Source organism: Phenylobacterium sp. RIFCSPHIGHO2_01_FULL_69_31 (genome assembly GCF_001824475.1).
In the GTDB taxonomy this organism is placed as follows: domain Bacteria; phylum Pseudomonadota; class Alphaproteobacteria; order Caulobacterales; family Caulobacteraceae; genus Phenylobacterium.
The window spans coordinates 111,552-130,189 of the sequence record NZ_MHXN01000011.1 but is presented as its reverse complement, the minus strand read 5'-3'; the positions used below and the strand labels follow the sequence as shown (position 1 = coordinate 130,189).

General features: G+C 69.1%; 25 protein-coding genes. 9 read left to right on the top strand and 16 right to left on the bottom strand.

Going from position 1 to position 18,638, the window contains the following annotated elements:
* Nucleotides 1-79: 79 nt before the first annotated feature.
* Genes sigJ through A2790_RS08140 form a run of 3 tightly spaced genes read right to left on the bottom strand, consistent with a single transcriptional unit; the run spans nucleotide 80 to nucleotide 1,892 of the window.
* A complete protein-coding gene (gene sigJ / locus A2790_RS08150) occupies nucleotides 80-940 on the bottom strand; it encodes an RNA polymerase sigma factor SigJ (RefSeq protein WP_293389743.1) in 861 nt (286 codons plus the stop codon).
* Between the two features lie 10 nt (nucleotides 941-950).
* Nucleotides 951-1,496, bottom strand: a complete 546-nt coding sequence (locus A2790_RS08145) for a hypothetical protein (protein WP_293389740.1) — start codon at nucleotides 1,494-1,496, stop codon at nucleotides 951-953.
* Nucleotides 1,497-1,499: 3 nt separating this feature from the next.
* Nucleotides 1,500-1,892 carry a hypothetical protein gene (locus tag A2790_RS08140; RefSeq protein WP_293389737.1) on the bottom strand — a complete coding sequence of 131 codons (393 nt, stop codon included), beginning with the start codon at nucleotides 1,890-1,892 and terminating at the stop codon, nucleotides 1,500-1,502.
* 106 nt (nucleotides 1,893-1,998) lie between these two features.
* Here A2790_RS08140 and A2790_RS08135 point away from each other — a divergent pair, with 106 nt between their 5' ends.
* Nucleotides 1,999-2,400, top strand: coding sequence for a GxxExxY protein (locus tag A2790_RS08135; RefSeq protein WP_293389734.1), 402 nt, complete (start codon nucleotides 1,999-2,001; stop codon nucleotides 2,398-2,400).
* Nucleotides 2,401-2,519: 119 nt separating this feature from the next.
* On the opposite strand, the gene A2790_RS08130 is transcribed toward A2790_RS08135, so the two are convergent.
* Entirely contained in the window at nucleotides 2,520-3,218 is a 699-nt protein-coding gene (locus A2790_RS08130) for an HAD family hydrolase (RefSeq protein WP_293389731.1), read from the bottom strand.
* 161 nt (nucleotides 3,219-3,379) lie between these two features.
* On the opposite strand from A2790_RS08130, the gene A2790_RS08125 reads away from it, so the two are divergent.
* A complete protein-coding gene (locus tag A2790_RS08125; RefSeq protein ID WP_293389728.1) occupies nucleotides 3,380-4,504 on the top strand; it encodes a response regulator in 1,125 nt (374 codons plus the stop codon).
* Here A2790_RS08125 and A2790_RS08120 read toward each other — a convergent pair.
* Both A2790_RS08120 and A2790_RS08115 read right to left on the bottom strand, forming a co-directional pair.
* A complete protein-coding gene (locus A2790_RS08120) occupies nucleotides 4,483-4,728 on the bottom strand; it encodes a DUF1272 domain-containing protein (protein ID WP_293389725.1) in 246 nt (81 codons plus the stop codon). The genes A2790_RS08125 and A2790_RS08120 overlap by 22 nt on opposite strands.
* Before the next feature lie 62 nt (nucleotides 4,729-4,790).
* A complete protein-coding gene (locus A2790_RS08115; protein ID WP_293389722.1) occupies nucleotides 4,791-5,225 on the bottom strand; it encodes a DUF1330 domain-containing protein in 435 nt (144 codons plus the stop codon).
* A gap of 77 nt (nucleotides 5,226-5,302) precedes the next feature.
* Here A2790_RS08115 and carA point away from each other — a divergent pair, with 77 nt between their 5' ends.
* On the top strand, nucleotides 5,303-6,469 hold the full coding sequence (gene carA, locus A2790_RS08110) for a glutamine-hydrolyzing carbamoyl-phosphate synthase small subunit (RefSeq protein ID WP_293389719.1): 1,167 nt from the start codon (nucleotides 5,303-5,305) through the stop codon (nucleotides 6,467-6,469).
* 9 nt (nucleotides 6,470-6,478) lie between these two features.
* On the opposite strand, the gene A2790_RS08105 is transcribed toward carA, so the two are convergent.
* The 5 genes from A2790_RS08105 to A2790_RS08085 form a co-directional block, all read right to left on the bottom strand.
* Nucleotides 6,479-6,946 (bottom strand): YbjN domain-containing protein, encoded by a 468-nt coding sequence (locus A2790_RS08105; protein ID WP_293389716.1) that lies wholly within the window; start codon nucleotides 6,944-6,946, stop codon nucleotides 6,479-6,481.
* Nucleotides 6,947-7,004: 58 nt separating this feature from the next.
* Entirely contained in the window at nucleotides 7,005-7,739 is a 735-nt protein-coding gene (locus A2790_RS08100) for an anti-sigma factor (RefSeq protein ID WP_293389713.1), read from the bottom strand.
* Entirely contained in the window at nucleotides 7,736-8,293 is a 558-nt protein-coding gene (locus tag A2790_RS08095; RefSeq protein ID WP_156466964.1) for a sigma-70 family RNA polymerase sigma factor, read from the bottom strand. Before A2790_RS08095 ends, A2790_RS08100 begins: the two co-directional genes overlap by 4 nt.
* A gap of 88 nt (nucleotides 8,294-8,381) precedes the next feature.
* Nucleotides 8,382-8,792 carry a cupin domain-containing protein gene (locus tag A2790_RS08090; RefSeq protein WP_293389708.1) on the bottom strand — a complete coding sequence of 137 codons (411 nt, stop codon included), beginning with the start codon at nucleotides 8,790-8,792 and terminating at the stop codon, nucleotides 8,382-8,384.
* Nucleotides 8,793-8,825: 33 nt separating this feature from the next.
* Nucleotides 8,826-9,056 carry a hypothetical protein gene (locus A2790_RS08085; protein WP_293389705.1) on the bottom strand — a complete coding sequence of 77 codons (231 nt, stop codon included), beginning with the start codon at nucleotides 9,054-9,056 and terminating at the stop codon, nucleotides 8,826-8,828.
* A 247-nt stretch (nucleotides 9,057-9,303) separates the two neighbouring features.
* Between A2790_RS08085 and carB the strand changes: the two genes are divergently transcribed.
* Entirely contained in the window at nucleotides 9,304-12,594 is a 3,291-nt protein-coding gene (carB, locus tag A2790_RS08080; RefSeq protein ID WP_293389702.1) for a carbamoyl-phosphate synthase large subunit, read from the top strand.
* 9 nt (nucleotides 12,595-12,603) lie between these two features.
* On the opposite strand, the gene A2790_RS08075 is transcribed toward carB, so the two are convergent.
* Complete coding sequence (locus A2790_RS08075) at nucleotides 12,604-12,882, bottom strand: hypothetical protein (protein ID WP_293389700.1); 279 nt, start codon at nucleotides 12,880-12,882, stop codon at nucleotides 12,604-12,606.
* Between the two features lie 319 nt (nucleotides 12,883-13,201).
* Here A2790_RS08075 and A2790_RS08070 point away from each other — a divergent pair, with 319 nt between their 5' ends.
* Nucleotides 13,202-13,375, top strand: a complete 174-nt coding sequence (locus A2790_RS08070) for a hypothetical protein (RefSeq protein ID WP_293389698.1) — start codon at nucleotides 13,202-13,204, stop codon at nucleotides 13,373-13,375.
* 4 nt (nucleotides 13,376-13,379) lie between these two features.
* On the opposite strand, the gene A2790_RS08065 is transcribed toward A2790_RS08070, so the two are convergent.
* Nucleotides 13,380-13,901, bottom strand: coding sequence for a GNAT family N-acetyltransferase (locus A2790_RS08065; protein WP_293389695.1), 522 nt, complete (start codon nucleotides 13,899-13,901; stop codon nucleotides 13,380-13,382).
* 147 nt (nucleotides 13,902-14,048) lie between these two features.
* Between A2790_RS08065 and A2790_RS08060 the strand changes: the two genes are divergently transcribed.
* Complete coding sequence (locus tag A2790_RS08060) at nucleotides 14,049-14,837, top strand: glucose 1-dehydrogenase (protein ID WP_293389693.1); 789 nt, start codon at nucleotides 14,049-14,051, stop codon at nucleotides 14,835-14,837.
* Between the two features lie 43 nt (nucleotides 14,838-14,880).
* On the opposite strand, the gene A2790_RS08055 is transcribed toward A2790_RS08060, so the two are convergent.
* Together A2790_RS08055 and A2790_RS08050 are read right to left on the bottom strand one after the other, a co-directional pair.
* On the bottom strand, nucleotides 14,881-15,363 hold the full coding sequence (locus tag A2790_RS08055) for an SRPBCC family protein (protein ID WP_293389691.1): 483 nt from the start codon (nucleotides 15,361-15,363) through the stop codon (nucleotides 14,881-14,883).
* Nucleotides 15,364-15,366: 3 nt separating this feature from the next.
* The gene (locus tag A2790_RS08050) at nucleotides 15,367-15,705 is read right to left on the bottom strand and encodes a metalloregulator ArsR/SmtB family transcription factor (RefSeq protein ID WP_293389689.1); all 339 of its coding nucleotides are present in this window, start codon (nucleotides 15,703-15,705) and stop codon (nucleotides 15,367-15,369) included.
* Between the two features lie 73 nt (nucleotides 15,706-15,778).
* Here A2790_RS08050 and A2790_RS08045 point away from each other — a divergent pair, with 73 nt between their 5' ends.
* Entirely contained in the window at nucleotides 15,779-16,279 is a 501-nt protein-coding gene (locus A2790_RS08045) for an ATP-binding protein (protein WP_293389686.1), read from the top strand.
* Between the two features lie 7 nt (nucleotides 16,280-16,286).
* Here A2790_RS08045 and A2790_RS08040 read toward each other — a convergent pair whose 3' ends face one another.
* Nucleotides 16,287-16,922 carry a glutathione S-transferase family protein gene (locus tag A2790_RS08040; RefSeq protein WP_293389683.1) on the bottom strand — a complete coding sequence of 212 codons (636 nt, stop codon included), beginning with the start codon at nucleotides 16,920-16,922 and terminating at the stop codon, nucleotides 16,287-16,289.
* 219 nt (nucleotides 16,923-17,141) lie between these two features.
* On the opposite strand from A2790_RS08040, the gene greA reads away from it, so the two are divergent.
* Nucleotides 17,142-17,615, top strand: a complete 474-nt coding sequence (gene greA, locus A2790_RS08035) for a transcription elongation factor GreA (RefSeq protein ID WP_068877255.1) — start codon at nucleotides 17,142-17,144, stop codon at nucleotides 17,613-17,615.
* A gap of 10 nt (nucleotides 17,616-17,625) precedes the next feature.
* On the top strand, nucleotides 17,626-18,594 hold the full coding sequence (locus tag A2790_RS08030) for a mitochondrial fission ELM1 family protein (protein ID WP_293389680.1): 969 nt from the start codon (nucleotides 17,626-17,628) through the stop codon (nucleotides 18,592-18,594).
* The last annotated feature ends 44 nt before the right edge of the window (nucleotides 18,595-18,638 follow it).

Below are 18,638 nucleotides of genomic sequence, written 5' to 3'. Positions count from 1 at the left end.
GCACCAGTCGCCGCTAACAACCTGTGGAACGACGCGACCTGCCTGTGGATGACTCGATTCGACGTCAAAACCGGACGCCTCAGCCCACGTGCCCCAACTTGTCCGGGTTGCGGACGTTGTAGATCGCCGCGATCTGGCCGTCGTCGCCGGGTTCGAACGCCATGACCGCCAAGCCATCGCTCAGGTGCAGGATGAACCCCGGCAGGCCGTTGACCCGCGCCGGTGAGAAATTCGCGACGTAGCCGCCGCCGGTCCGCCAGGAGAGCGCCCGCATGAGGCCCACGATGTCCTCGCGGCCCACGAGCACGCGCAGGGCCGCCTTCCGCTTGCCGCCGCCGTCGGTGACCATGATCGCATCCTCGGCCAGGAGGCTGGACAGGGCCTTGAAGTCGGCCGAGGCCGAGGCGGCCATGAAGGCCTGCGCCAGCTTCATCGCCTTGTCCTGGTCGACGGCGAACCTCGGCTTGGCGTCCTGAATATGCTCGCGCGCCCGGCTGGCGAGTTGGCGGACCGCCGCCTCGGACCGGTCGAGCGTGGCGGCGATCTCGGCGTAGTCCTCGTCGAACACGTCGTGTAGCAGGAACACAGCCCGCTCCAGGGGCGACAGCCGCTCAAGGGCCAGCAGGAAGGCGATCGACACTTCCTCGGCCCGCTCCACGGGGTCATCGGTCATCGGCTCGATCAGGGGCTCGGGCAGCCAGGGGCCGCGATAGGCCGCCCGCTCCACCTTGGCGGCGCGCAGCCGGTCGATGCACAGGCGGGTCGTGGTCCTAACCAGCCAGGCGGCGGGGTCGGTGACGCCCTCGCCCGCCCGCTGCCACCGGATCCAGGCGTCCTGCACCGCGTCCTCGGCCTCGGAGACCGACCCCAGCATGCGATAGGCCAGCCGTTTCAGCCGGCTGCGATTGGCCTCGAAGGCGTCGATCTGGCCCGCGTCCATGGCCGCCACCTTAAGCCGCCAGCCGGTGCGGGGCGACAGCCTCGCCGTCCACCTGCACGCGCGAGCAGGCCTTGCCGTAGCCAAGGGCGTACTTGAGCGTCGGGTACATCCGCGAGGCCACGATGGCCAGGCTGATCGCCACCAGCGCCTCGTCGCCCCAGCGGCGCACGATCTCGTCGCGCAGCGGGTCGCAGGCCGCCATGTCGCGGGCCAGGCTCGCCCGGGCGAAGCGATAGCCCAGCGCCGCGGTCTCGCCCATGGCCGCCTCGTCACCCGCGATGACGGCTCGCAGCACCTTTGGGTCCACCCCATTCGCCGTGGCGATGTCGACGCCCACCTGCACGCAGGGCCCGCAGTCCTCCAGCATGGTCCCGTAGAGGCCGGCGGCGACCAGCGCCTCGGGCGGCGCGGCCTTGTGGTCGGGCGCCTGGGCGCCGAGGCTGAACTTGAGCAGGCTGGCGGGGTTCACGCGCAGCACGTGGCGCATGTAGCTGGCGTCGTAACCGTAGGTGCGCTCGAACTTGCCCAGCCAGCGGGCGAGGAAGATTTTCAGCATCGGTCAGGCTCCTTGCGGCTTGCGGAGAAGGGCGAGCGCCAGGGGGATGGCGGCGAACAGGTAGACGCCCACGAGGTCGCGCAGCATGTCCGCGGCGGGCGTCGGACCGCAGGCGGCGTCATAGACGTGGATGGCGGCGTGCAGCGTCAGCCACACCGACGCCAGCACCAGCGCCGGCCACCCCTGCGCTGGCCGCCACGCGAACCATCCCAGGCCCAGGGCGCAGGCTAGATAGATCGCCCCGATGTCGCGCACGAAGTGCGGATTGAACGGCCCCGTCGCCGGCACGCCCGGCACCGCGTCGTACCAATTCAACGGCGCCGCCAGCATCGCCAGCCCGTTCGCCGCAAAGGCCAGGGCCATCAGCCCGGCAAGATATCGATCCCAGTTCCGCATCCGCCCAATTCCCTTGATTTCGACCCAAGGACGGACGGCGCGGTCATGTTGTGACATGCCAGATGTTCTTATATTGTTCCGATGGTCGCCCATGTGAGGTTACGACATGTCAGATGAGACTCAGGACCGCGACGCATCGCTTATTTGCGAGCAACAGACCTTCCAAATTCGCGGAGCGGTCTTCGAGGTGAACCGGACGATGGGGCGCGGCTTTCTTGAAGCGGTCTATCAGGAATGCCTTGGACTGGAATTTCAGAGGCGTTCCATCCCATTCCGCGCCCTGCCGGGACTGAAGCTGACCTACAAGGGCGTGCCCCTGCGGCAGACCTACCAGCCGGATTTCATCTGCTTTGAGAGCGTGATCGTCGAACTCAAGGTTGCGCGCGAACTGGCCCCCGAGCATCGAGCGCAGCTCTGCAACTATTTGAAGGCGACGGGCCTGCGTGTGGGCATGCTCGTGAACTTCGGCGGTTCCGGTCCAGCCGCGATCGAACGCATGGTCATCTAGGACCACGGACCATCACCGACCATCACGGATCGATGTCCGCGCCGCAGGCGCTGTTCGTCATGTCCCACGGAGGGCGATCGCCTTGTCCGTGATGGTCGGTGATGGTCCGTGGTTCCAGATCAATTGAGCCCCCGGACCCACGCCGGCAGCTCGGAGATGCTCTTCAGCTCGGCTAAGCGCGGGTGCTCGGCCGGCGGTTCGGCGACCTCGTGAGCCCAGGTGATGTGGTAGGGGATGTAGGCCCCCCAGGCGCCGGCCTCGAGCGCCGGCAGGATGTCGGAGCGCATGGAGTTGCCGCACATCACCGCCTCGGCGGCGCCGGTGCCATAGCGGTCGAAGACGCGCGCATAGGTCGAGGCGTCCTTCTCGCTGACGATCTCCACCGCCGCGAACAGGTCGCCAAGGCCCGAGGCGGCCAGCTTCTGCTCCTGGTGCAGCAGGTCGCCCTTGGTGATCAGCACAAGCCGGTAGCCGGCCTCGGACAGGTCGGCCAGCGCCTGGTCGACGCCGGGCAGCGGCTCCACCGGCTCGGACAGCATCTCGCGGCCGGCGGCCAGGATGTCGGCGATCAGGCGGCCGGGCGGCTCGCCCCTGGTCAGCTCCATCGCCGTCTCGATCATCGAGAGGGTAAAGCCCTTCACCCCATAGCCGTAGAGCCGCAGGTTGCGCTTCTCCACCTCGGCCAGCTTGGCGTTGGTGGTCTCATGATCGGCGAACTCGGCCATCATCTCCCGCAACCGGTCCTGGGTCAGGCGGAAGATCGTCTCGTTATGCCAGAGCGTGTCGTCGGCATCGAGGCCGACCGTGGTGATGCGCATGGCCGCCTCCATAAGGCTGCACGGCGGGGATGTGCAATCGGCGGGCGCCGCCTGCAACCGCACTGGGCGCCGCCCGCCAATCCCTTGACCGCCCGGCGAATGCGAACGACCGGCGCGGCTCATGCCGCAATCTCGACGGCGGGGCGATTCGGAGATCGAGTATGGCGGCGGGCGGCGTACGGGCCTGGTTCGCGCGGCTGACCGGGGCGGCGGCGCTGTCGCAGGCGCGCGCCCAGGCCGAGCTCGCCGAGGTGCGGCTGCGCGAGGTCATCGACGCGATCCCCGAGGGCGTGGTCTTCCTTGACGCCGAGGGCCGCTACATCCTGTGGAACCGACGCTATGCCGAGATTTACCACCGCTCGGCCGACCTGTTCCGGCCCGGCGCGAAGCTGATCGACACTCTACGCGAGGGGGTGCGGCGCGGCGACTATCCGGACGCCATCGGCCACGAGGAGGCGTGGCTGGCCGCCCGCGAGGCCAAGCTGTTCACCGCCACGGGCGAGCGCCACGAGCAGCAGGTGGCCGACGGCCGCTGGCTGATGATCGAGGAGCGGCGCACCTCGGACGGCGGCGTCATCGGCCTTCGGGTGGACATCACCGAGATGAAGCGCCAGGCCGAGGCCTTGGAGCAGGCCCTGGCCCACGCCGAGGCCGCCCATCGGGCCAAGGCCGAGTTCCTGGCCGACATGAGCCACGAGCTGCGCACGCCGCTGAACGGCGTCGCGGGCCTCGCCCAGGCGCCGGACGCCACCGACCTCAGCCCCGACCAGCGCGCCCTGGTCGCCGAGATCCGCGCGGCCGCCCGCCAGTTGGACCGGCTGGTGAACGGGCTCCTCGACTATGGCGACGCGGACCTCGCGCCTGACGACCGGCCGCACGCCGCACCGGACCGTCCGCTGAAGGTGCTGGCCGCGGACGACAACCCCACCAACCGCAAGGTGATCGAACTGATGCTGGAGGCGGCGGGCGTCCAGGTGGTGACCGTCGAGAACGGCTTCGCGGCGGTGGAAGCCTGGCGCGGCGGCGGGTTCGACGCGGTGCTCATGGACCTGCGCATGCCCGTGACCGACGGCCTTGCGGCGATCCGCACCATCCGTTCGGAGGAACGGGCGGAGGGACGGCCCCGGACGCCGACGATCGTCCTGTCGGCCAACACCTCGCCCGACGACCGCGCCGCCAGCGCCGCGGCCGGCGCGGACGGCCACATCGCCAAGCCGATCCGGGTCGAGGCGCTGTTCGGCGCCCTGGAGACGGCGCTGGCCGGTCAGGCCGCGCAGGCGTCGTGAGGCTTGGTCACCCGCTCGGTGGAAGCGGGGAAGCGGGCCAGGGCGCCCGGCGGGCGGATCGGCCGGGGCGCGAAGTTGCCGCCACAGTTCGGACAAGCGCCGCCGAGGCGGGTCTCCACACAGTCGGCGCAGAAGGTGCACTCGAAGGTGCAGATGCGGGCGTCCGGGCTATCGGGGGCCAGGTCGCGGTCGCAGCATTCGCAGTTCGGTCGGAGGGCGAGCATGGCGTCACCCTGACGGGCGCCCGGCCTGGCGTAAATGCCAAGTTTCCCTCGTTTTCCGCCAGCTATTCGCCGAACCCCTCCCCGGGCTCGCGGATGGGCTCCAGCCGCAGCAGGCGCGAGTCGGCCACGCCGGCCGTCCGGTGCTGGACCAAGTCTCGGTACTCCGGATCCCGGACCATGGCGATGAACGCCTCGGCCGTCGGGTACTCGGCGATGAAGGCGATGTCCCAGGCCTCCGCGCCCGGGCCGGTGACCATCACCTGCGGCTTGCCCGCCCAGACCTGCCGGCCGCCGAGCTGCTTGAAGATGTGCGCCGTGGTCCGGCCATAGGCGCGATAGGCGTCCAGCCCGGAAAGATCCTTGCCATGATCGGGATGCCCCGCCGGGTATTCCGCCTTCGGCTTCAGCTTCACCAGGTTCAGCATCTGGATCGGCTGGTCGCGCGGGAGGCTCTTGAAGAAGTCCCAGGCCTCGCGGTCCGGATCGATATAGGCCATAGGTCCCTCGCGTCGCATTGACCCCAAGTCCGGGACTCACTACCTACGCCGCCGTTTGCCCACAAGGAGCCCCCACCATGAGCCGTGACCTGCTGCCTGGCGTCACCGGAGTCCTGGTGCTGGCCGACGGAACCGTCCTGCAGGGGATAGGCGTCGGCGCGGTGGGCGAGGCCGTGGGCGAGGTGTGCTTCAACACCGCCATGACCGGCTACCAGGAGATCCTGACCGACCCCTCCTACATGGCTCAGATCGTGGCCTTCACCTTCCCGCACATCGGCAACGTCGGCACGAACGTCGAGGACATCGAGCAGATGTCAGGCTCGGCCGAGACGGCGGCCCGGGGCGCGATCTTCCGCGACGTGCCGACCAAGCCGGCCAACTGGCGGGCCGACAGCGACCTGGAAACCTGGATGAGCCGCCGCGGCGTCATCGGCCTGGCCGGCGTCGACACCCGGGCGCTGACCCGGGTGATCCGCGAGCACGGCATGCCCCACGGCGTGATCGCCCACGATCCCGACGGCAAGTTCGACATTGACGCCCTGGTCGCCAAGGCCAAGGCCTGGTCGGGCCTGGAGGGTCTGGACCTGGCCAAGGACGCCTCCTGCCTCCAGCCCTTCACCTACGATGAGGGCCTCTGGGACTGGAACGGCGGCTACGCCAAGCCCGGCAAGGCGAAGTACGAGGTGGTGGTCGTCGACTACGGCGTGAAGCGCAACATCCTGCGCGCCCTGACCTCTGTGGGCGCCCATGTGACGGTCGTGCCGGCCAAGACCACGGCCGAGGAGATCCTGGCCCGCAATCCGGACGGCGTGCTGCTGTCCAACGGCCCCGGCGACCCCGCGGCCACGGGCGAGTACGCGGTGCCGGAGATCCGCAAGCTGGTCGACAGCGGAAAGCCGGTGTTCGGGATCTGCCTGGGGCACCAGATGCTGTCCCTGGCTCTCGGCGCCAAGACCAAGAAGATGGACCAGGGTCACCACGGCGCGAACCACCCGGTGAAGGACCTGACCACCGGCAAGGTCGAGATCGTCTCGATGAACCACGGCTTCACGGTCGACCGCGACAGCCTGCCCGAGCCGGTGGTCGAGACCCACGTCTCGCTGTTCGACGGCACCAACGCCGGCGTGGCGCTGAAGGACCGGCCGGTCTTCTCCATCCAGCACCACCCGGAAGCCTCGCCCGGCCCCACGGACAGCCTCTACCTGTTCGAGCGGTTCGCCGGCTTCATGGACAAGGCGAAGTAGGCGCCGGCCCTACCAGCCGATGTGTTCGAGGATCTCGGGCAGGAACTGGACGAAAACGTCCAGGTCGTCCTGCAGCGCCTCGTAGGTGCCGCCCGGCGCCAGATTGGCGTCGTAGGCGAAGATCGGGTCGCCGCCCTCGTCCGTGTAGACGCGGATGTAGCGCTTCTTGAGGTTCCATTCGTTGACCTTGGCCGCGCTCAGCGGCTCCTTCAGGTCGAAGCTGGCGACGAACTGCACCGCGCGGCACCGGCCGGCGTCACAGTCGTACAGGTCGAGGTCGAAGTTGATCCCGTCCTTCGAGGTCGAGACGTAGGGAGAGCCCTGGTCCGTCTTGGCGATCTTGGCGTCGAAGCCGGCGCTCTTCATGAAGGCCAGCACGTCTTCGACCGTCAGTCCGGCGGCGGGGATCGGCCGCGCGTGGGCCGCCCCCGCGCTCAGGAACAGCGCGGCGACAGCCGCCAGCAGCACAGGCTTCATACCCACCCCCAGGAGACGTGTGCGCGGAACGCGGCGCCGCGCGGGGCGGCGCCGGCTCCTACAGCTTCGACAGCTTGCCGACGCCGATGACCGGGCCGCTCGGGCCGGCCGGGTTCTTCGAGCCGCCAGGCGGTTCCTCCGACACGGCCAGGGCCGCACCCTCGGACATCTTGCCCATCAGCTCGGTCGGCAGGGCGATCACCTTGGCCTTGCCGGACTCCACCAGGCCCAGGGACTTGGGATTGTCCTGGCCGGCGATCAGCCACAGCTCGTGCACCTTGTCGCGGTCGGAGCCTTCCGGCAGCAGCGAGGTGACGATCAGCGCCTTGCGGTCGGGGTCGTAGGCGGCCACGAACAGCGGCTGCGCACGGCCTTCCTGGCTGACGACGCTGGCGTTCAGCAGCTGACCGGTGGGCTGCACCGGAACCTGGCGCTCCACCACCGTCGGCGGCTGGGCCACCTGGACCATCACGCCGGCGAGGCTGGCCGCGGCCAGGGCGAAGCCGCCCATCGCCGAGTTCCGCCAGAAGCGCAGCTTGTTCATGATCGCGCCGTTGTCGTTGGCCGGCAGCATGCGCTCGATGCGGGTCCACAGGCCGGCCGGCGCCGGGACCGGCTCGATGCTGTCGATCATCGGGCCAAGGCGCGCGCGCCAGGCTTCGACGTCGGCGGCGAAGGCGGGTTCGCGGGCCATGCGGGCCTCGGCCTCGGCCCGTTCGCGGGCGTTCAGGACGCCCAGGGCATGTTCGGCGGCGAAGGCTTCGGCTTCGGAAAGGTCGGGAGCTTCGCTCATGACTGGAGGCACCCCTTCAGCTTCGCCAGTCCGCGACGGATCCAACTCTTAACGGTGCCCAGTGGAGCATCCATGCGCTTGGCTAAGGCTTCGTAAGTGACGCCTTCGAAAAATGCGGTGCGGATCACCGACTGGGTCCGGTCGTCCAGTTCCGACATGCACCCGTGCAGCCGGTCGCGGTCGTCCGCGGCGGCCAGCAGCGTCTCGGCGCTGTCCGCGCCGTCGGGGATTTCCAGTTCCTCCACGGGCTCGGCGTAGGCCATCGGCCCCCGCGCCCGCAGCCGGTCGATGGCCCGGTTCCGCGCGATGGTGGACACCCAGGTCATCACGCTCGCGCGGGCTCCGTCGAAACGGTCGGCCCGTCGCCATATGGTGACGTACACGTCCTGCAAAACGTCCTCACTCTCCTCGCGGTCGGAGAGGATACGGAGGCAGACCCCAAAAAGCTTCGCGGAGGTGGCCTGGTACAATTGTCGCAGGGCCTCGCGCTCGCCCGCGGCGATGCGGGTCATCAGCGGCGATAGGATGTCGGTTGTCGTCGCGGCGGAGGCCAAGGCGGTCCCTTAGGTTGTGTCGCTTTGATCAGCGAACGCATTAGGGCGAAGCTGCCTGTCTCGCGCGCAAGACGCAAGGGTTCCCGTATCAGGGGTTCCTGGGGATCGTCACCGCCGCGCCGGGCGGCGCCTGGTCGATGGTCAAGAGGCGCACGGGCTCGTCCCCGACCACGACCGCTTCGTGCCACTGGTCGACCGCATCCACCATCCAGTCGCCCGCGACGGCGTCACGGGTCTGCCCGGTATCGAGATTGGTGATCTTGAGGCGCCCGGCCAGCACGTTCACGACGCGCGGATAGGGGTGTTTGTGGGCCGCCAGGCGTCCGCCGACGGGAATGACCGCCTGACTGACGGTGACGCGCAGATCGCCGGCCGGGGCGCGGATCGGCTGGCCCGACAGGGTGGCGTCCAGAACCGCCGGCGCGCCCGGCTTGGGCGGGGTCTGCGCCGCGGCGGGCGTCGATATCAGGAGGGCGAGGAGAGGCAGGGCGCACCGCATGCGCCCCACCCTGCCTTCATCGCGTCAGCGAAGCTAGGCCGCGGCGGACTTCAGCGTGGCCTTGCGGGTGGCGGCGCGCTTTTCCTTGGCGCGCTCGAGGCGGGCTTCCTTGCGCTGGTGGGCCTCGGCCTGCAGAGGTTCCAGCAGCTCGGCCGCGGCGGCCTTCTGCTTGTCGTCGCCCTGCTCGCTCAGCCTGCGTGCGTTCGCCAGCAGGTTCACGACCTCGTCGTCGCTCAGGGTCGGGATTCTGTCGAGCAGGCTCATGGGCACTCCGCATGTCTTCGGACGCCGAACGTCGACGCCCGTAAGGATAGAGCCTCAGCCGCCGGTTAGTTGCGTGATTCGCTTGAGAAATTTCCGGGAACCGAACGCGCTCTCCGGAACTATGGGCTCCCGGGTCGTGTGCGTGCTTGCGCCAAGCGGCATCGGTCTCTAAAGGGGCGCCTTAACCTGCAGTTCTGACTTGTCGGCAGCGGTGCGAAAGCACGCGCGGCCCTTGCGCGCGAGACCCATGCCCAAACGTACCGACATCTCCTCGATCCTGATCATCGGCGCCGGCCCCATCGTCATCGGCCAGGCGTGCGAGTTCGACTACTCGGGCGTCCAGGCGTGCAAGGCGCTGCGCGCCGAGGGCTATCGCATCGTCCTGGTGAACTCGAACCCGGCGACGATCATGACTGATCCCAACGTCGCCGACGCCACCTACATCGAGCCGATCACACCCGAGATGGTCGAGAAGATCATCGAGAAGGAGCGCCCCGACGCCCTCCTGCCCACCATGGGCGGCCAGACGGCGCTGAACACCGCGCTCGCCCTGGAGGCGAACGGTGTCCTGAAGAAGTACGGCGTCGAGATGATCGGGGCCAAGGCCGACGTCATCGACAAGGCCGAGGACCGCCAGAAATTCCGCGACGCCATGGACAAGATCGGGCTGGAGAGCCCCAAGTCCAAGGCCGCCCACACCCTGGACGAGGCCATGGAGGGCCTGGAGTTCGTCGGCCTGCCCGCGATCATCCGCCCCTCGTTTACCCTCGCCGGCACCGGCGGCGGCATCGCCTACAACGTCGAGGAGTTCCGCGAGATCGTGGAGCGCGGCCTGGACCTCTCCCCCACCACCGAGGTGCTGATCGAGGAGAGCGTGCTGGGCTGGAAGGAGTACGAGATGGAGGTCGTCCGCGACAAGGCGGACAACTGCATCATCGTCTGCTCCATCGAGAACATCGACCCGATGGGCGTCCATACCGGCGACTCCATCACCGTCGCCCCGGCCCTGACGCTGACCGACAAGGAATACCAGCGGATGCGGCGCGCCTCGATCGACGTGCTGCGCGAGATCGGCGTCGAGACCGGCGGCTCGAACGTGCAGTTCGCGGTGAACCCCGCCGACGGCCGCATGGTGGTCATCGAGATGAACCCGCGGGTGTCGCGCTCGTCGGCCCTCGCCTCCAAGGCCACCGGCTTCCCGATCGCCAAGGTCGCCGCCCGCCTGGCCGTGGGCTATACGCTCGATGAGCTGATGAACGACATCACGGGCGCCACGCCCGCCTCGTTCGAGCCCAGCATCGACTACGTGGTCACCAAGATCCCGCGCTTCGCCTTCGAGAAGTTCCCGGGGTCCGAGCCGTACCTCACCACCCAGATGAAGTCGGTGGGCGAGGTCATGGCCATCGGCCGCACCTTCGCCGAAAGCCTCCAGAAGGCCCTGCGCGGGCTGGAGACGGGCCTCACCGGCCTCGACGAGATCGCCATCGAGGGCGGCGAGGATCCGGAGATGGGTCACGCGGCCGTGCTGCGCGCCCTCGCCCAGCCCACGCCGGACCGGCTGCGGGTCATCGCCCAGGCGTTCCGCCACGGCCTGACCGTCGACGAGATCCACGGCGCCTGCTCGTACGAACCCTGGTTCCTGCGCCAGCTCGAGACCCTGGTGAAGACCGAAGCGCAGATCCGCGCGGACGGCCTGCCCACCACGGCCGTGGAGTTCCGCAAGCTGAAGGCCCTGGGCTTCTCCGACGCCCGGCTCGCCAAGCTGACCCACACCACCGAGAAGGAAGTCCGCGAGCAGCGGCGCGCCCTGGGCGTGCGGCCGGTATTCAAGCGCATCGACACCTGCGCCGGCGAGTTCCGCGCCGAGACGCCCTACATGTACTCGACCTACGAAAGCGGCGCCCTGGGTCAGCTTCCGGACAACGAGAGCGAACCCTCGGACCGCAAGAAGGCGATCATCCTCGGCGGCGGTCCGAACCGGATCGGCCAGGGGATCGAGTTCGACTACTGCTGCTGCCACGCGGCCTTCGCGCTCGACGAGATCGGCGTGGAGTCGATCATGGTCAACTGCAACCCGGAGACCGTCTCCACCGACTACGACACCTCCGACCGCCTCTACTTCGAGCCCCTGACAGCCGAGGACGTGCTGGAGCTGATCAAGGTCGAGCAGACCCGCGGCGAGCTCCTGGGCGTGATCGTGCAGTTCGGCGGCCAGACCCCGCTGAAGCTGGCGGCCGCGCTGGAAGAGGCCGGGATTCCGATCCTGGGCACCAGCCCCGACGCCATCGACCTGGCCGAGGACCGCGAGCGGTTCCAGCAGCTGCTGCACAAGCTGAAGATCGCCCAGCCGGTGAACGGGATCGCCCGCTCCCGCGAGGAAGCCTTCGAGGCGGCCCACAAGGTGGGCTACCCCATCGTCATCCGCCCCTCCTACGTGCTGGGCGGGCGGGCGATGGAGATCGTACGCGATGACGAGCAGCTCGAACGGTACATCACCACCGCCGTGCAGGTGTCGGGCGATAGCCCGGTCCTGATCGACCAGTACCTCAGCCGCGCCACCGAGGTGGACGTGGACGCTCTGTGCGACAATACCGGCGCCGTCTTCGTGGCCGGCGTCATGGAGCACATCGAGGAGGCCGGCGTGCACTCGGGCGACAGCGCCTGTTCCCTGCCGCCGTTCTCCCTGCGCCCCGAGACCATCGCGGAGCTCAAGCGCCAGACCGAGGCGATGGCCCGGGCGCTGAACGTGCGCGGCCTGATGAACGTGCAGTTCGCCATCGAGGAGCCGGCCAGCGCCAACCCGCGGATCTACGTCCTGGAGGTTAATCCGCGCGCCAGCCGCACGGTGCCCTTCGTGGCCAAGACCATCGGCGAGCCGGTGGCGGCCATCGCCGCCAAGCTGATGGCCGGCCGGCCGCTCAGCGAGTTCAATCTCACCGACAAGCCCTACGACCACATCGCGGTGAAGGAGGCGGTCTTCCCGTTCGCCCGCTTTGCCGGCGTGGACACGATCCTCGGACCCGAGATGCGCTCGACGGGCGAGGTCATGGGCCTGGACTGGATCCGCCCGGGCGAAGGCCCCGGCCCCGCCTTCGCGCGCGCCTTCGCCAAGAGCCAGCTGGGCGGCGGCACCGTCCTGCCGTCCAAGGGCTGCGCCTTCATCTCGGTGAAGGACAGCGACAAGGACTGGATCCTGGAGGCGGCCCAGATCATCTCGGCCCAGGGCTTCCGCATCCTGGCCACCGCCGGCACCGCCGCCTACCTCACCGAGAAGGGCGTGAAGGTCGAGACGGTCAAGAAGGTGCTGGAGGGTCGCCCGCACATCGTCGACCACATGAAGAACGGCGAGGTGCAGCTGGTCTTCAACACCACCGAGGGCAAGCAGTCGCTGCTGGACAGCTTCGAGATCCGCCGCAGCGCCCTGATGATGAAGATCCCCTACTTCACCACCACGCCGGCCGCCCTGGCCGCGGCCCGCGCCATCGCGGCGGTGGCCGAGGGGCCCCTCGAAGTGCGGCCGCTGCAGAGCTACGCCTAGGCTTCTCGCCTAGGCGTCGTCCTCTTCTTCCGCCGGCGCCTCGCTCTCGTCTTCGGTCCCGGCTTCCAGGATCTTGAAGGCGTCGTGGAAGCGCTTGAGGGCGCCGATGGAGGCCTGCACCCGCTGGGTGGCCGCGCCCACGTCGCCCTGGGCGCCGTTGATCACCGCCAGGTTGGTGCTGGCGATGGCGTCGGCCAGCGCCTTCAGGCACCCCTTGAGCGCCGCGAAATCGGCTGCGGTGTCGGGCTCGTCGCCGTCGTCATCGATATAGTCGTCGAGGCTGACCATGTGCGTCTCCGGAAGTTCAGCGCGATGTGCCGCCGGACGGCGCGGAAGTCCATGGCCGCCCGGCGATTGCACGCGCCTCGCAATCCTAGGGTGTGGCCCAATCACCACCCACGCTTGCGGATTGACCGCTCCGGTTTCGAGGCGCAGACTCCCCTCATCGCCTGACTGAGACAGGCGGCAAGGGCGCGCCCCGGCGGCCCACTTGGTCTCCGCTTCTCGCAGGCGGGGCCCGGCGAACTTCCGGGGGACGCCTCTGGCGTCTGCCGCAGCCTGGCGTGGAGCTCAAGAACTCCACCAAACAGGATTGCGAGGAAGTCTCATGCATACCGAGCCGCATACCGGCGAAGTCCGTCATCACAAGCCGAAACATCTGGCCGAGAAGTTCGAGGGCCTGATCGGGGTCGTCATGGTCGCCGCGATCGTCCTGCTCGCCATCGGCCTGATCTACGGGATCATGACCACCGGCAGCTCCGAACCCAAGTGGATGCAATAGGGGCTCAGAGCGCCCTCGCCAGCACCAGATCGTCATAGGTGTTGGCGCCCACCTGGAACTTCCGCACGCCCGCCTCGGTGAACCCCTGGCGGGCGTAGAAGGCGATTGCGCTCGCGTTCTCGCCGTAGACGCCCAACAGTAGGCGCCGGGCGCCCAGCGCCCTGGCGGCGTCGATGGCGGTGGTCATCAGCCGTGCGCCCACGCCGCCGCCCTGGAACCGTGACAGGAGGTAGATCCGCTTGATCTCCAGGTCCCCCGGCCCGGTGGGGACCGGCAGGTCGGGCGGGCAGAGCATGACGTAGCCCACGGTCGCGCCCAGGCCCGCCACCTCGGCCGCCCAGAATCTGTGCGTCTCCGGTTGCGCCAGCCAGGCGGCATAGCGCCCCTCGCCGTGCTCATCACCGCAGTGCGCCAGGATGTCCGCCGCCGGCAGGACGGTCGCATAGGTCTCCAGGAACGTCGCCTGGCCCACCAGCGCCAGGGCCCCGGCGTCCTGCGGACCGCAGGGTCGAATGTCGATCTTCATAACCCCTCCAGCGGCCGGTCCTCCGACCCGCGCGCTCGCTTGCCTTCCAGGGGCGGATAGCCTGGATAGGGCGCGCGGCGAAGGGGCTAGGCGGGCGCCGGCCGGCGCGCTACCACTCAAGGTTATCAACGATAAGGGAGGGATCAGATGGCAGGTCGAGTGAGCGGCAAGGTCGCGCTCGTCACGGGCGGGGCCAGCGGGATCGGCCGCGGCTGCGCCGAGAAGCTGGCGGCCGAAGGCGCGTTCGTCGTCGTCACCGACATCCAGGACGCCCTGGGCGAAGAGGTGGTGGCCGGCATCCTGAAGTCGGGCGGCAAGGCCGAGTACCGCCACCAGGACGTCACCGACGAGGACGGCTGGGCCGAGATCGTCGATGGGATCAAGGCGCGGCACGGCCGGCTCGACTTCCTGGTGAACAATGCGGGCATCGGCATCGGCGGGTCGATCCTGGAGATGACCCTGGCCAACTGGCGCCGGCAGACCGCCATCAACCTGGACGGCGTGTTCCTGGGCACGAAGCACTCGATCCCCCTGATGCGCGCCTCGGGCCAGGGCGGCAGCATCGTCAACATCTCCTCGGTCGCCGGCCTCAAGGGCTCGGCCAACCTCGCCGGCTACTGCGCCACCAAGGGCGGCGTGCGCCTGTTCACCAAGGCCGTGGCCATGGAATGCGCCAACGCCCGGGACGGCATCCGGGTGAACTCCGTCCATCCGGGCCTGATCGAGACGCCGATCTGGACCACGGTCGGCGAAGCCGTGAACCCCGGCGCCAACGCCCCGCCGGACCTGGACGCCATGTCGGCCATGGCGGTTCCCCTCGGGGTGAAGGGCTGGCCGGAAGACATCGCCAACGGCGTGCTCTGGCTCTGCTCGGACGAGAGCCGCTACGTGACGGGCCAGGAGCTGGTTATCGACGGCGGTCTCACCGTCCGCTGAGCCCCGGTCTGGCGCGCCCTCAGCGAGAGCGCGCCAACGTCGGTCAGGCCGCCGCCAGTTCGGACAAGATGTCGTCCATCCGGTCGTAGCCCATGGCCATGCCGTCGCTCATGCCGGTCGCGAGGGCGCCGTCGCGCGCCGCCTTGGACTCGAACAGCATGGTCATGATCGCCGTCGTGCGGCGGCCGGTCTCCTCGAAGACAAGCGTGTTGATGGCCTCGCCGTCGAAGCCTTCCATCCGCTCGCTGGTGACGATCCTCTCGAAGGGGACGATCTCGCGGTGCACGCCGCTCGAGCCGAATTCCGTCCCATCCTCGTCGCTGCGCCAGCGGTAGCGATAGGCGCCGCCGACCCGCAGGTCGACCTCGCAGACCGGCATCGACCAGCCGGGCGGTCCCAGCATCCATCGCCGGATCAGCTCGGGCTTCACGTGGCAGTCCCAGACCAGCCGGGCCGGCGCGTCGAACACGCGGGCGACGCGGATCTCCCGGTCCGAGGGGGTGGAGACATCGACAGGCTTGGGCATCGGTCAGTCCTTCTTCTGGGTCTTCAGCTCGTCCAGCAGGTCGTCGAGGCGCGCGTAGTTGGCTTCCCAAAGCGCGCGATAGCGCTCGATCCAGCCGTTCGCCTCCTGCAGGGCGCGCGCCTCGATCCGCGCCGGCCGGCGCTGGGCGTCGCGACCCCGGCGGATCAGGCCCGCCCGCTCCAGCACCTTCAGGTGCTTGGAGATCGCCGGCTGGCTCATGGCGAAGGGTTCGGCCAGCTCCTGCACGGAGGCCTCCCCCGTCGCCAGCCGGGACAGGATCGCCCGGCGGGTCGGATCGGCCAGGGCCGCGAACGTGGCGTCGAGCTGCTGTTCATAACTCATGGGCTATATAGCTATTTGGTTATATAAAGGGCGTCAAGTCGACCTTTCGGCCGCGGTCCGCTAGACGGCCGGGATGGCTGCGACCCTGCATGTGATCTTCGGCCCCTCAGGCGCCGGCAAGACCCTCTACGCCCACGCCTTCGCGCGCCGGGAGAAGGCGGTGGCCTTCGTGCTGGACGAATGGATGGCCCAGCTCTTCGCGCCGGACATGCCGCAGCCCATCGAATACGAGTGGATGATCGAGCGGGTGCAGCGGTGCGAGGCCCAGATCTGGTCGGTCGCCGCCGGCGTGCTGGCGACGGGCGTGCCCGTGATCCTCGACATCGGCCTGATGCGGAAGGACGACCGCGCCCGCGTGCGGGAGATCGCCGAGGGGGCGGGCCTGCCCCTGCAGTTCCATTTCGTCACGGCGCCGGTCGAGGTGCGGCGTGCGCGCGTGGCCGAGCGCAACGTCATCCGCGGCGAGAACTTCGCCATCGAGGTCAAGCCCGAGCACTTCGAGTTCATCGAAGGCGTGTTCGAGACGCCCGATGCCGACGAGCTCGCAGGCGCGATCGTCAGCGAGAGCGCCTGACCCGGCCTCAGTGCTGGAAGGTCGGATAGAGGTGCGCCGGCCAGGTGGCGTCGGCCGCCCGATGGTACGCCTCGCGCTGGGTCAGGCGGGCGTTGTACTCCACCAGCACCGGGTGCTCGGGCAGGACCTTCTGGTAGAACAGCCGCGAGACGGTGCCGCCCAGCACCACGTCGGCGGCGCTGAACCGGTCGCCCAGCAGCCATTTGCGCGACGCCAGCGTCGTGGTCAGCGCGTGCACCATGTCGTCGAATGCGCCGAAGCCCACGTCCGAACCCGGCAGGTCGATCTTCTGCGCGTGCAGCGAGGCCACCGGGTCCACGACCGCCGTCGCGTAGACCATCCACTTCAGGTAGGCCCCGCGGTCCCTGTCCTCGATCCGCGGCGCCAGGGTCCCGTAGCTATAGCGGTCGGCCAGGTAGATCGCGATGGCGGGGTTCTCGCTCACCACTACCTCACCGTCGGTCAGGGTCGGCACCTTGCCGGCCGGGTTGAGCTTCAGATAGGCCGCCGCCTTCTGCTCGCCCTTGCGGATGTCCACGGTCCGGACGTCGAAGGCGACGCCGATCTCCTCCAGCATCCAGTAGGCGGTGAACGCCCGGCTGCCCGGCGAGTGATAGAGGGTGATCCCGCGCTTGGCGGCCATGGCGCACTCCTGAGGTCCAGGCACAGGTAGTGCGAACGCCCCGGATTGGCGAGGCGCAGGTCGGATCGGCGGGGGTCGGCGATCACGGGCGCCTCCCCGATAGGCGGCTTCTCCCGCCCCACCCTTGATTTTTGCGGCGCACAATCCTAGCTTCTTTGCCCCCGGGTCGCATTCGCCCGCGGCCGGGGTGGGGATCACCAAGGCGAACCTCGAGTCACGATGGAAAAAGTTCCGATGACCGTCGAGGGCTACAAGGCCCTGGACGAAGAACTGAAGCGTTTGAAGACGATCGAGCGGCCCGCCGTGATTGCGGCGATCGCCGAGGCGCGCGCGCACGGCGATCTCTCCGAGAACGCCGAGTATCACGCGGCCAAGGAGCGCCAGGGCTGGATCGAAGGCCAGATCGCCGACATCGAAGACCGCATGGCGCGGGCCCAGGTGATCGACGTCTCCAAGCTGTCGGGCAGCCAGGTGAAGTTCGGCGCCACCGTCTCGGTGGTCGACGAGGACACCGAGGAGGAGGCCCGCTACCAGATCGTGGGCGAGCACGAGGCCGACGTGAAGAGCGGCCGCGTCTCGATCACCTCGCCGATCGCGCGGGCGATCATCGGCAAGGAGACGGGCGACGTCGTGGAGGTCATGACCCCCGGCGGCGGCAAGTCCTACGAGATCACCAAGGTCGAGTGGGTCTGACCCCCGCCCGATGGCGGCCCCGCGTCCCCTGAGGATTTGGGCCGTCTCGGACGGCCGCGCCGGCATCGAAGCCCAGGCCCTGGGCCTGGCCGAAGCGGTCGCGCGCCTGAAGCCGGCGCACATCGCGGTCAAGCGGATCGGCTGGCGCGCCGGTCTCGGCCGGCTGCCCTGGCGGCTGATTCCGCCCCGGGCGCAAAGCGGCGACCCCATCGCCGCCCCCTATCCCGACATATGGATCGCCGCCGGGCGGGCCACGCTGCCGCTCTCCACCCGCATGCTGAAATGGAGCGAAGGGCGCACCTTCGTCGTGCAGCTCCAGGATCCCAAGGCGCCCCTCTCCAGCTTCGACCTGGTGGTTCCCCCGGAACACGACGGCCTCGCCGGCCCCAACGTCTTTCCGATCCTGGGGGCGCCCAACCGGATCACCGCCGAGAAGCTCGGGCTGGAGCTCGCCCGGTTCCAGGAGCGGCTGGCGCCCCTGCCCCACCCGCGCGTAGCCGTGATCGTCGGCGGCAAGTCCAAGGCCCACGACCTGTCGCCGGCGCGGGCGCGCGCACTGTCCGCCGCGATCGCCTCCGCGGTCGAGGGGGCCGGGGGCGCGCTGCTGCTCTCGTTCACCCGGCGAACGCCGGTCGCGGCGCAGCAGGCGATGACCGCGGCCCTGCGCCATCTGCCGGGGATCATCTGGGAAGGGGCGGGTGAGAACCCCTACTTCGCGTTCCTGGCCGCCGCCGACGCCATCCTGGTCACCGAGGACTCCACCAACCTCGCCACCGACGCCGCGGCGACCGGCAAGCCGCTCTTCGTGCTTCCCATGGACGGCCGCAGCGCCAAGCTCGCCCGCTTCCACGCCGAACTGCAGCGACGGAACATCGCACGTCCCTTTGTCGGCGAGTTGACAGCGCCGCCTTATGCGCCCCTGCTAGAAACCGATCGAGCCGCCCGCGAACTGCTGCACCGTTACGACGGATCGGCCTGACGCCGGCCCCGGCTCAACTTTAGGCTAGGTTTTCTCGCCCGGCT

Bases quoted from the DNA above. Each gene is read 5' to 3' on its own strand.
- sigJ (WP_293389743.1), bottom strand. From the start codon at position 940: ATGGACGCGGGCCAGATCGACGCCTTCGAGGCCAATCGCAGCCGGCTG.
- A2790_RS08075 (WP_293389700.1), bottom strand. From the start codon at position 12,882: ATGGTCAGCCTCGACGACTATATCGATGACGACGGCGACGAGCCCGAC.
- greA (WP_068877255.1), top strand. From the start codon at position 17,142: ATGGAAAAAGTTCCGATGACCGTCGAGGGCTACAAGGCCCTGGACGAA.
- A2790_RS08120 (WP_293389725.1), bottom strand. From the start codon at position 4,728: ATGCTCGCCCTCCGACCGAACTGCGAATGCTGCGACCGCGACCTGGCC.
- carB (WP_293389702.1), top strand. From the start codon at position 9,304: ATGCCCAAACGTACCGACATCTCCTCGATCCTGATCATCGGCGCCGGC.
- A2790_RS08100 (WP_293389713.1), bottom strand. From the start codon at position 7,739: ATGAGCGAAGCTCCCGACCTTTCCGAAGCCGAAGCCTTCGCCGCCGAA.
- A2790_RS08115 (WP_293389722.1), bottom strand. From the start codon at position 5,225: ATGGCCTATATCGATCCGGACCGCGAGGCCTGGGACTTCTTCAAGAGC.
- A2790_RS08130 (WP_293389731.1), bottom strand. From the start codon at position 3,218: ATGCGCATCACCACGGTCGGCCTCGATGCCGACGACACGCTCTGGCAT.
- A2790_RS08065 (WP_293389695.1), bottom strand. From the start codon at position 13,901: ATGAAGATCGACATTCGACCCTGCGGTCCGCAGGACGCCGGGGCCCTG.
- A2790_RS08055 (WP_293389691.1), bottom strand. From the start codon at position 15,363: ATGCCCAAGCCTGTCGATGTCTCCACCCCCTCGGACCGGGAGATCCGC.
- A2790_RS08125 (WP_293389728.1), top strand. From the start codon at position 3,380: ATGGCGGCGGGCGGCGTACGGGCCTGGTTCGCGCGGCTGACCGGGGCG.
- A2790_RS08105 (WP_293389716.1), bottom strand. From the start codon at position 6,946: ATGAAGCCTGTGCTGCTGGCGGCTGTCGCCGCGCTGTTCCTGAGCGCG.
- A2790_RS08030 (WP_293389680.1), top strand. From the start codon at position 17,626: ATGGCGGCCCCGCGTCCCCTGAGGATTTGGGCCGTCTCGGACGGCCGC.
- A2790_RS08145 (WP_293389740.1), bottom strand. From the start codon at position 1,496: ATGCTGAAAATCTTCCTCGCCCGCTGGCTGGGCAAGTTCGAGCGCACC.
- carA (WP_293389719.1), top strand. From the start codon at position 5,303: ATGAGCCGTGACCTGCTGCCTGGCGTCACCGGAGTCCTGGTGCTGGCC.
- A2790_RS08140 (WP_293389737.1), bottom strand. From the start codon at position 1,892: ATGCGGAACTGGGATCGATATCTTGCCGGGCTGATGGCCCTGGCCTTT.
- A2790_RS08070 (WP_293389698.1), top strand. From the start codon at position 13,202: ATGCATACCGAGCCGCATACCGGCGAAGTCCGTCATCACAAGCCGAAA.
- A2790_RS08135 (WP_293389734.1), top strand. From the start codon at position 1,999: ATGTCAGATGAGACTCAGGACCGCGACGCATCGCTTATTTGCGAGCAA.
- A2790_RS08050 (WP_293389689.1), bottom strand. From the start codon at position 15,705: ATGAGTTATGAACAGCAGCTCGACGCCACGTTCGCGGCCCTGGCCGAT.
- A2790_RS08090 (WP_293389708.1), bottom strand. From the start codon at position 8,792: ATGCGGTGCGCCCTGCCTCTCCTCGCCCTCCTGATATCGACGCCCGCC.
- A2790_RS08045 (WP_293389686.1), top strand. From the start codon at position 15,779: ATGGCTGCGACCCTGCATGTGATCTTCGGCCCCTCAGGCGCCGGCAAG.
- A2790_RS08060 (WP_293389693.1), top strand. From the start codon at position 14,049: ATGGCAGGTCGAGTGAGCGGCAAGGTCGCGCTCGTCACGGGCGGGGCC.
- A2790_RS08040 (WP_293389683.1), bottom strand. From the start codon at position 16,922: ATGGCCGCCAAGCGCGGGATCACCCTCTATCACTCGCCGGGCAGCCGG.
- A2790_RS08085 (WP_293389705.1), bottom strand. From the start codon at position 9,056: ATGAGCCTGCTCGACAGAATCCCGACCCTGAGCGACGACGAGGTCGTG.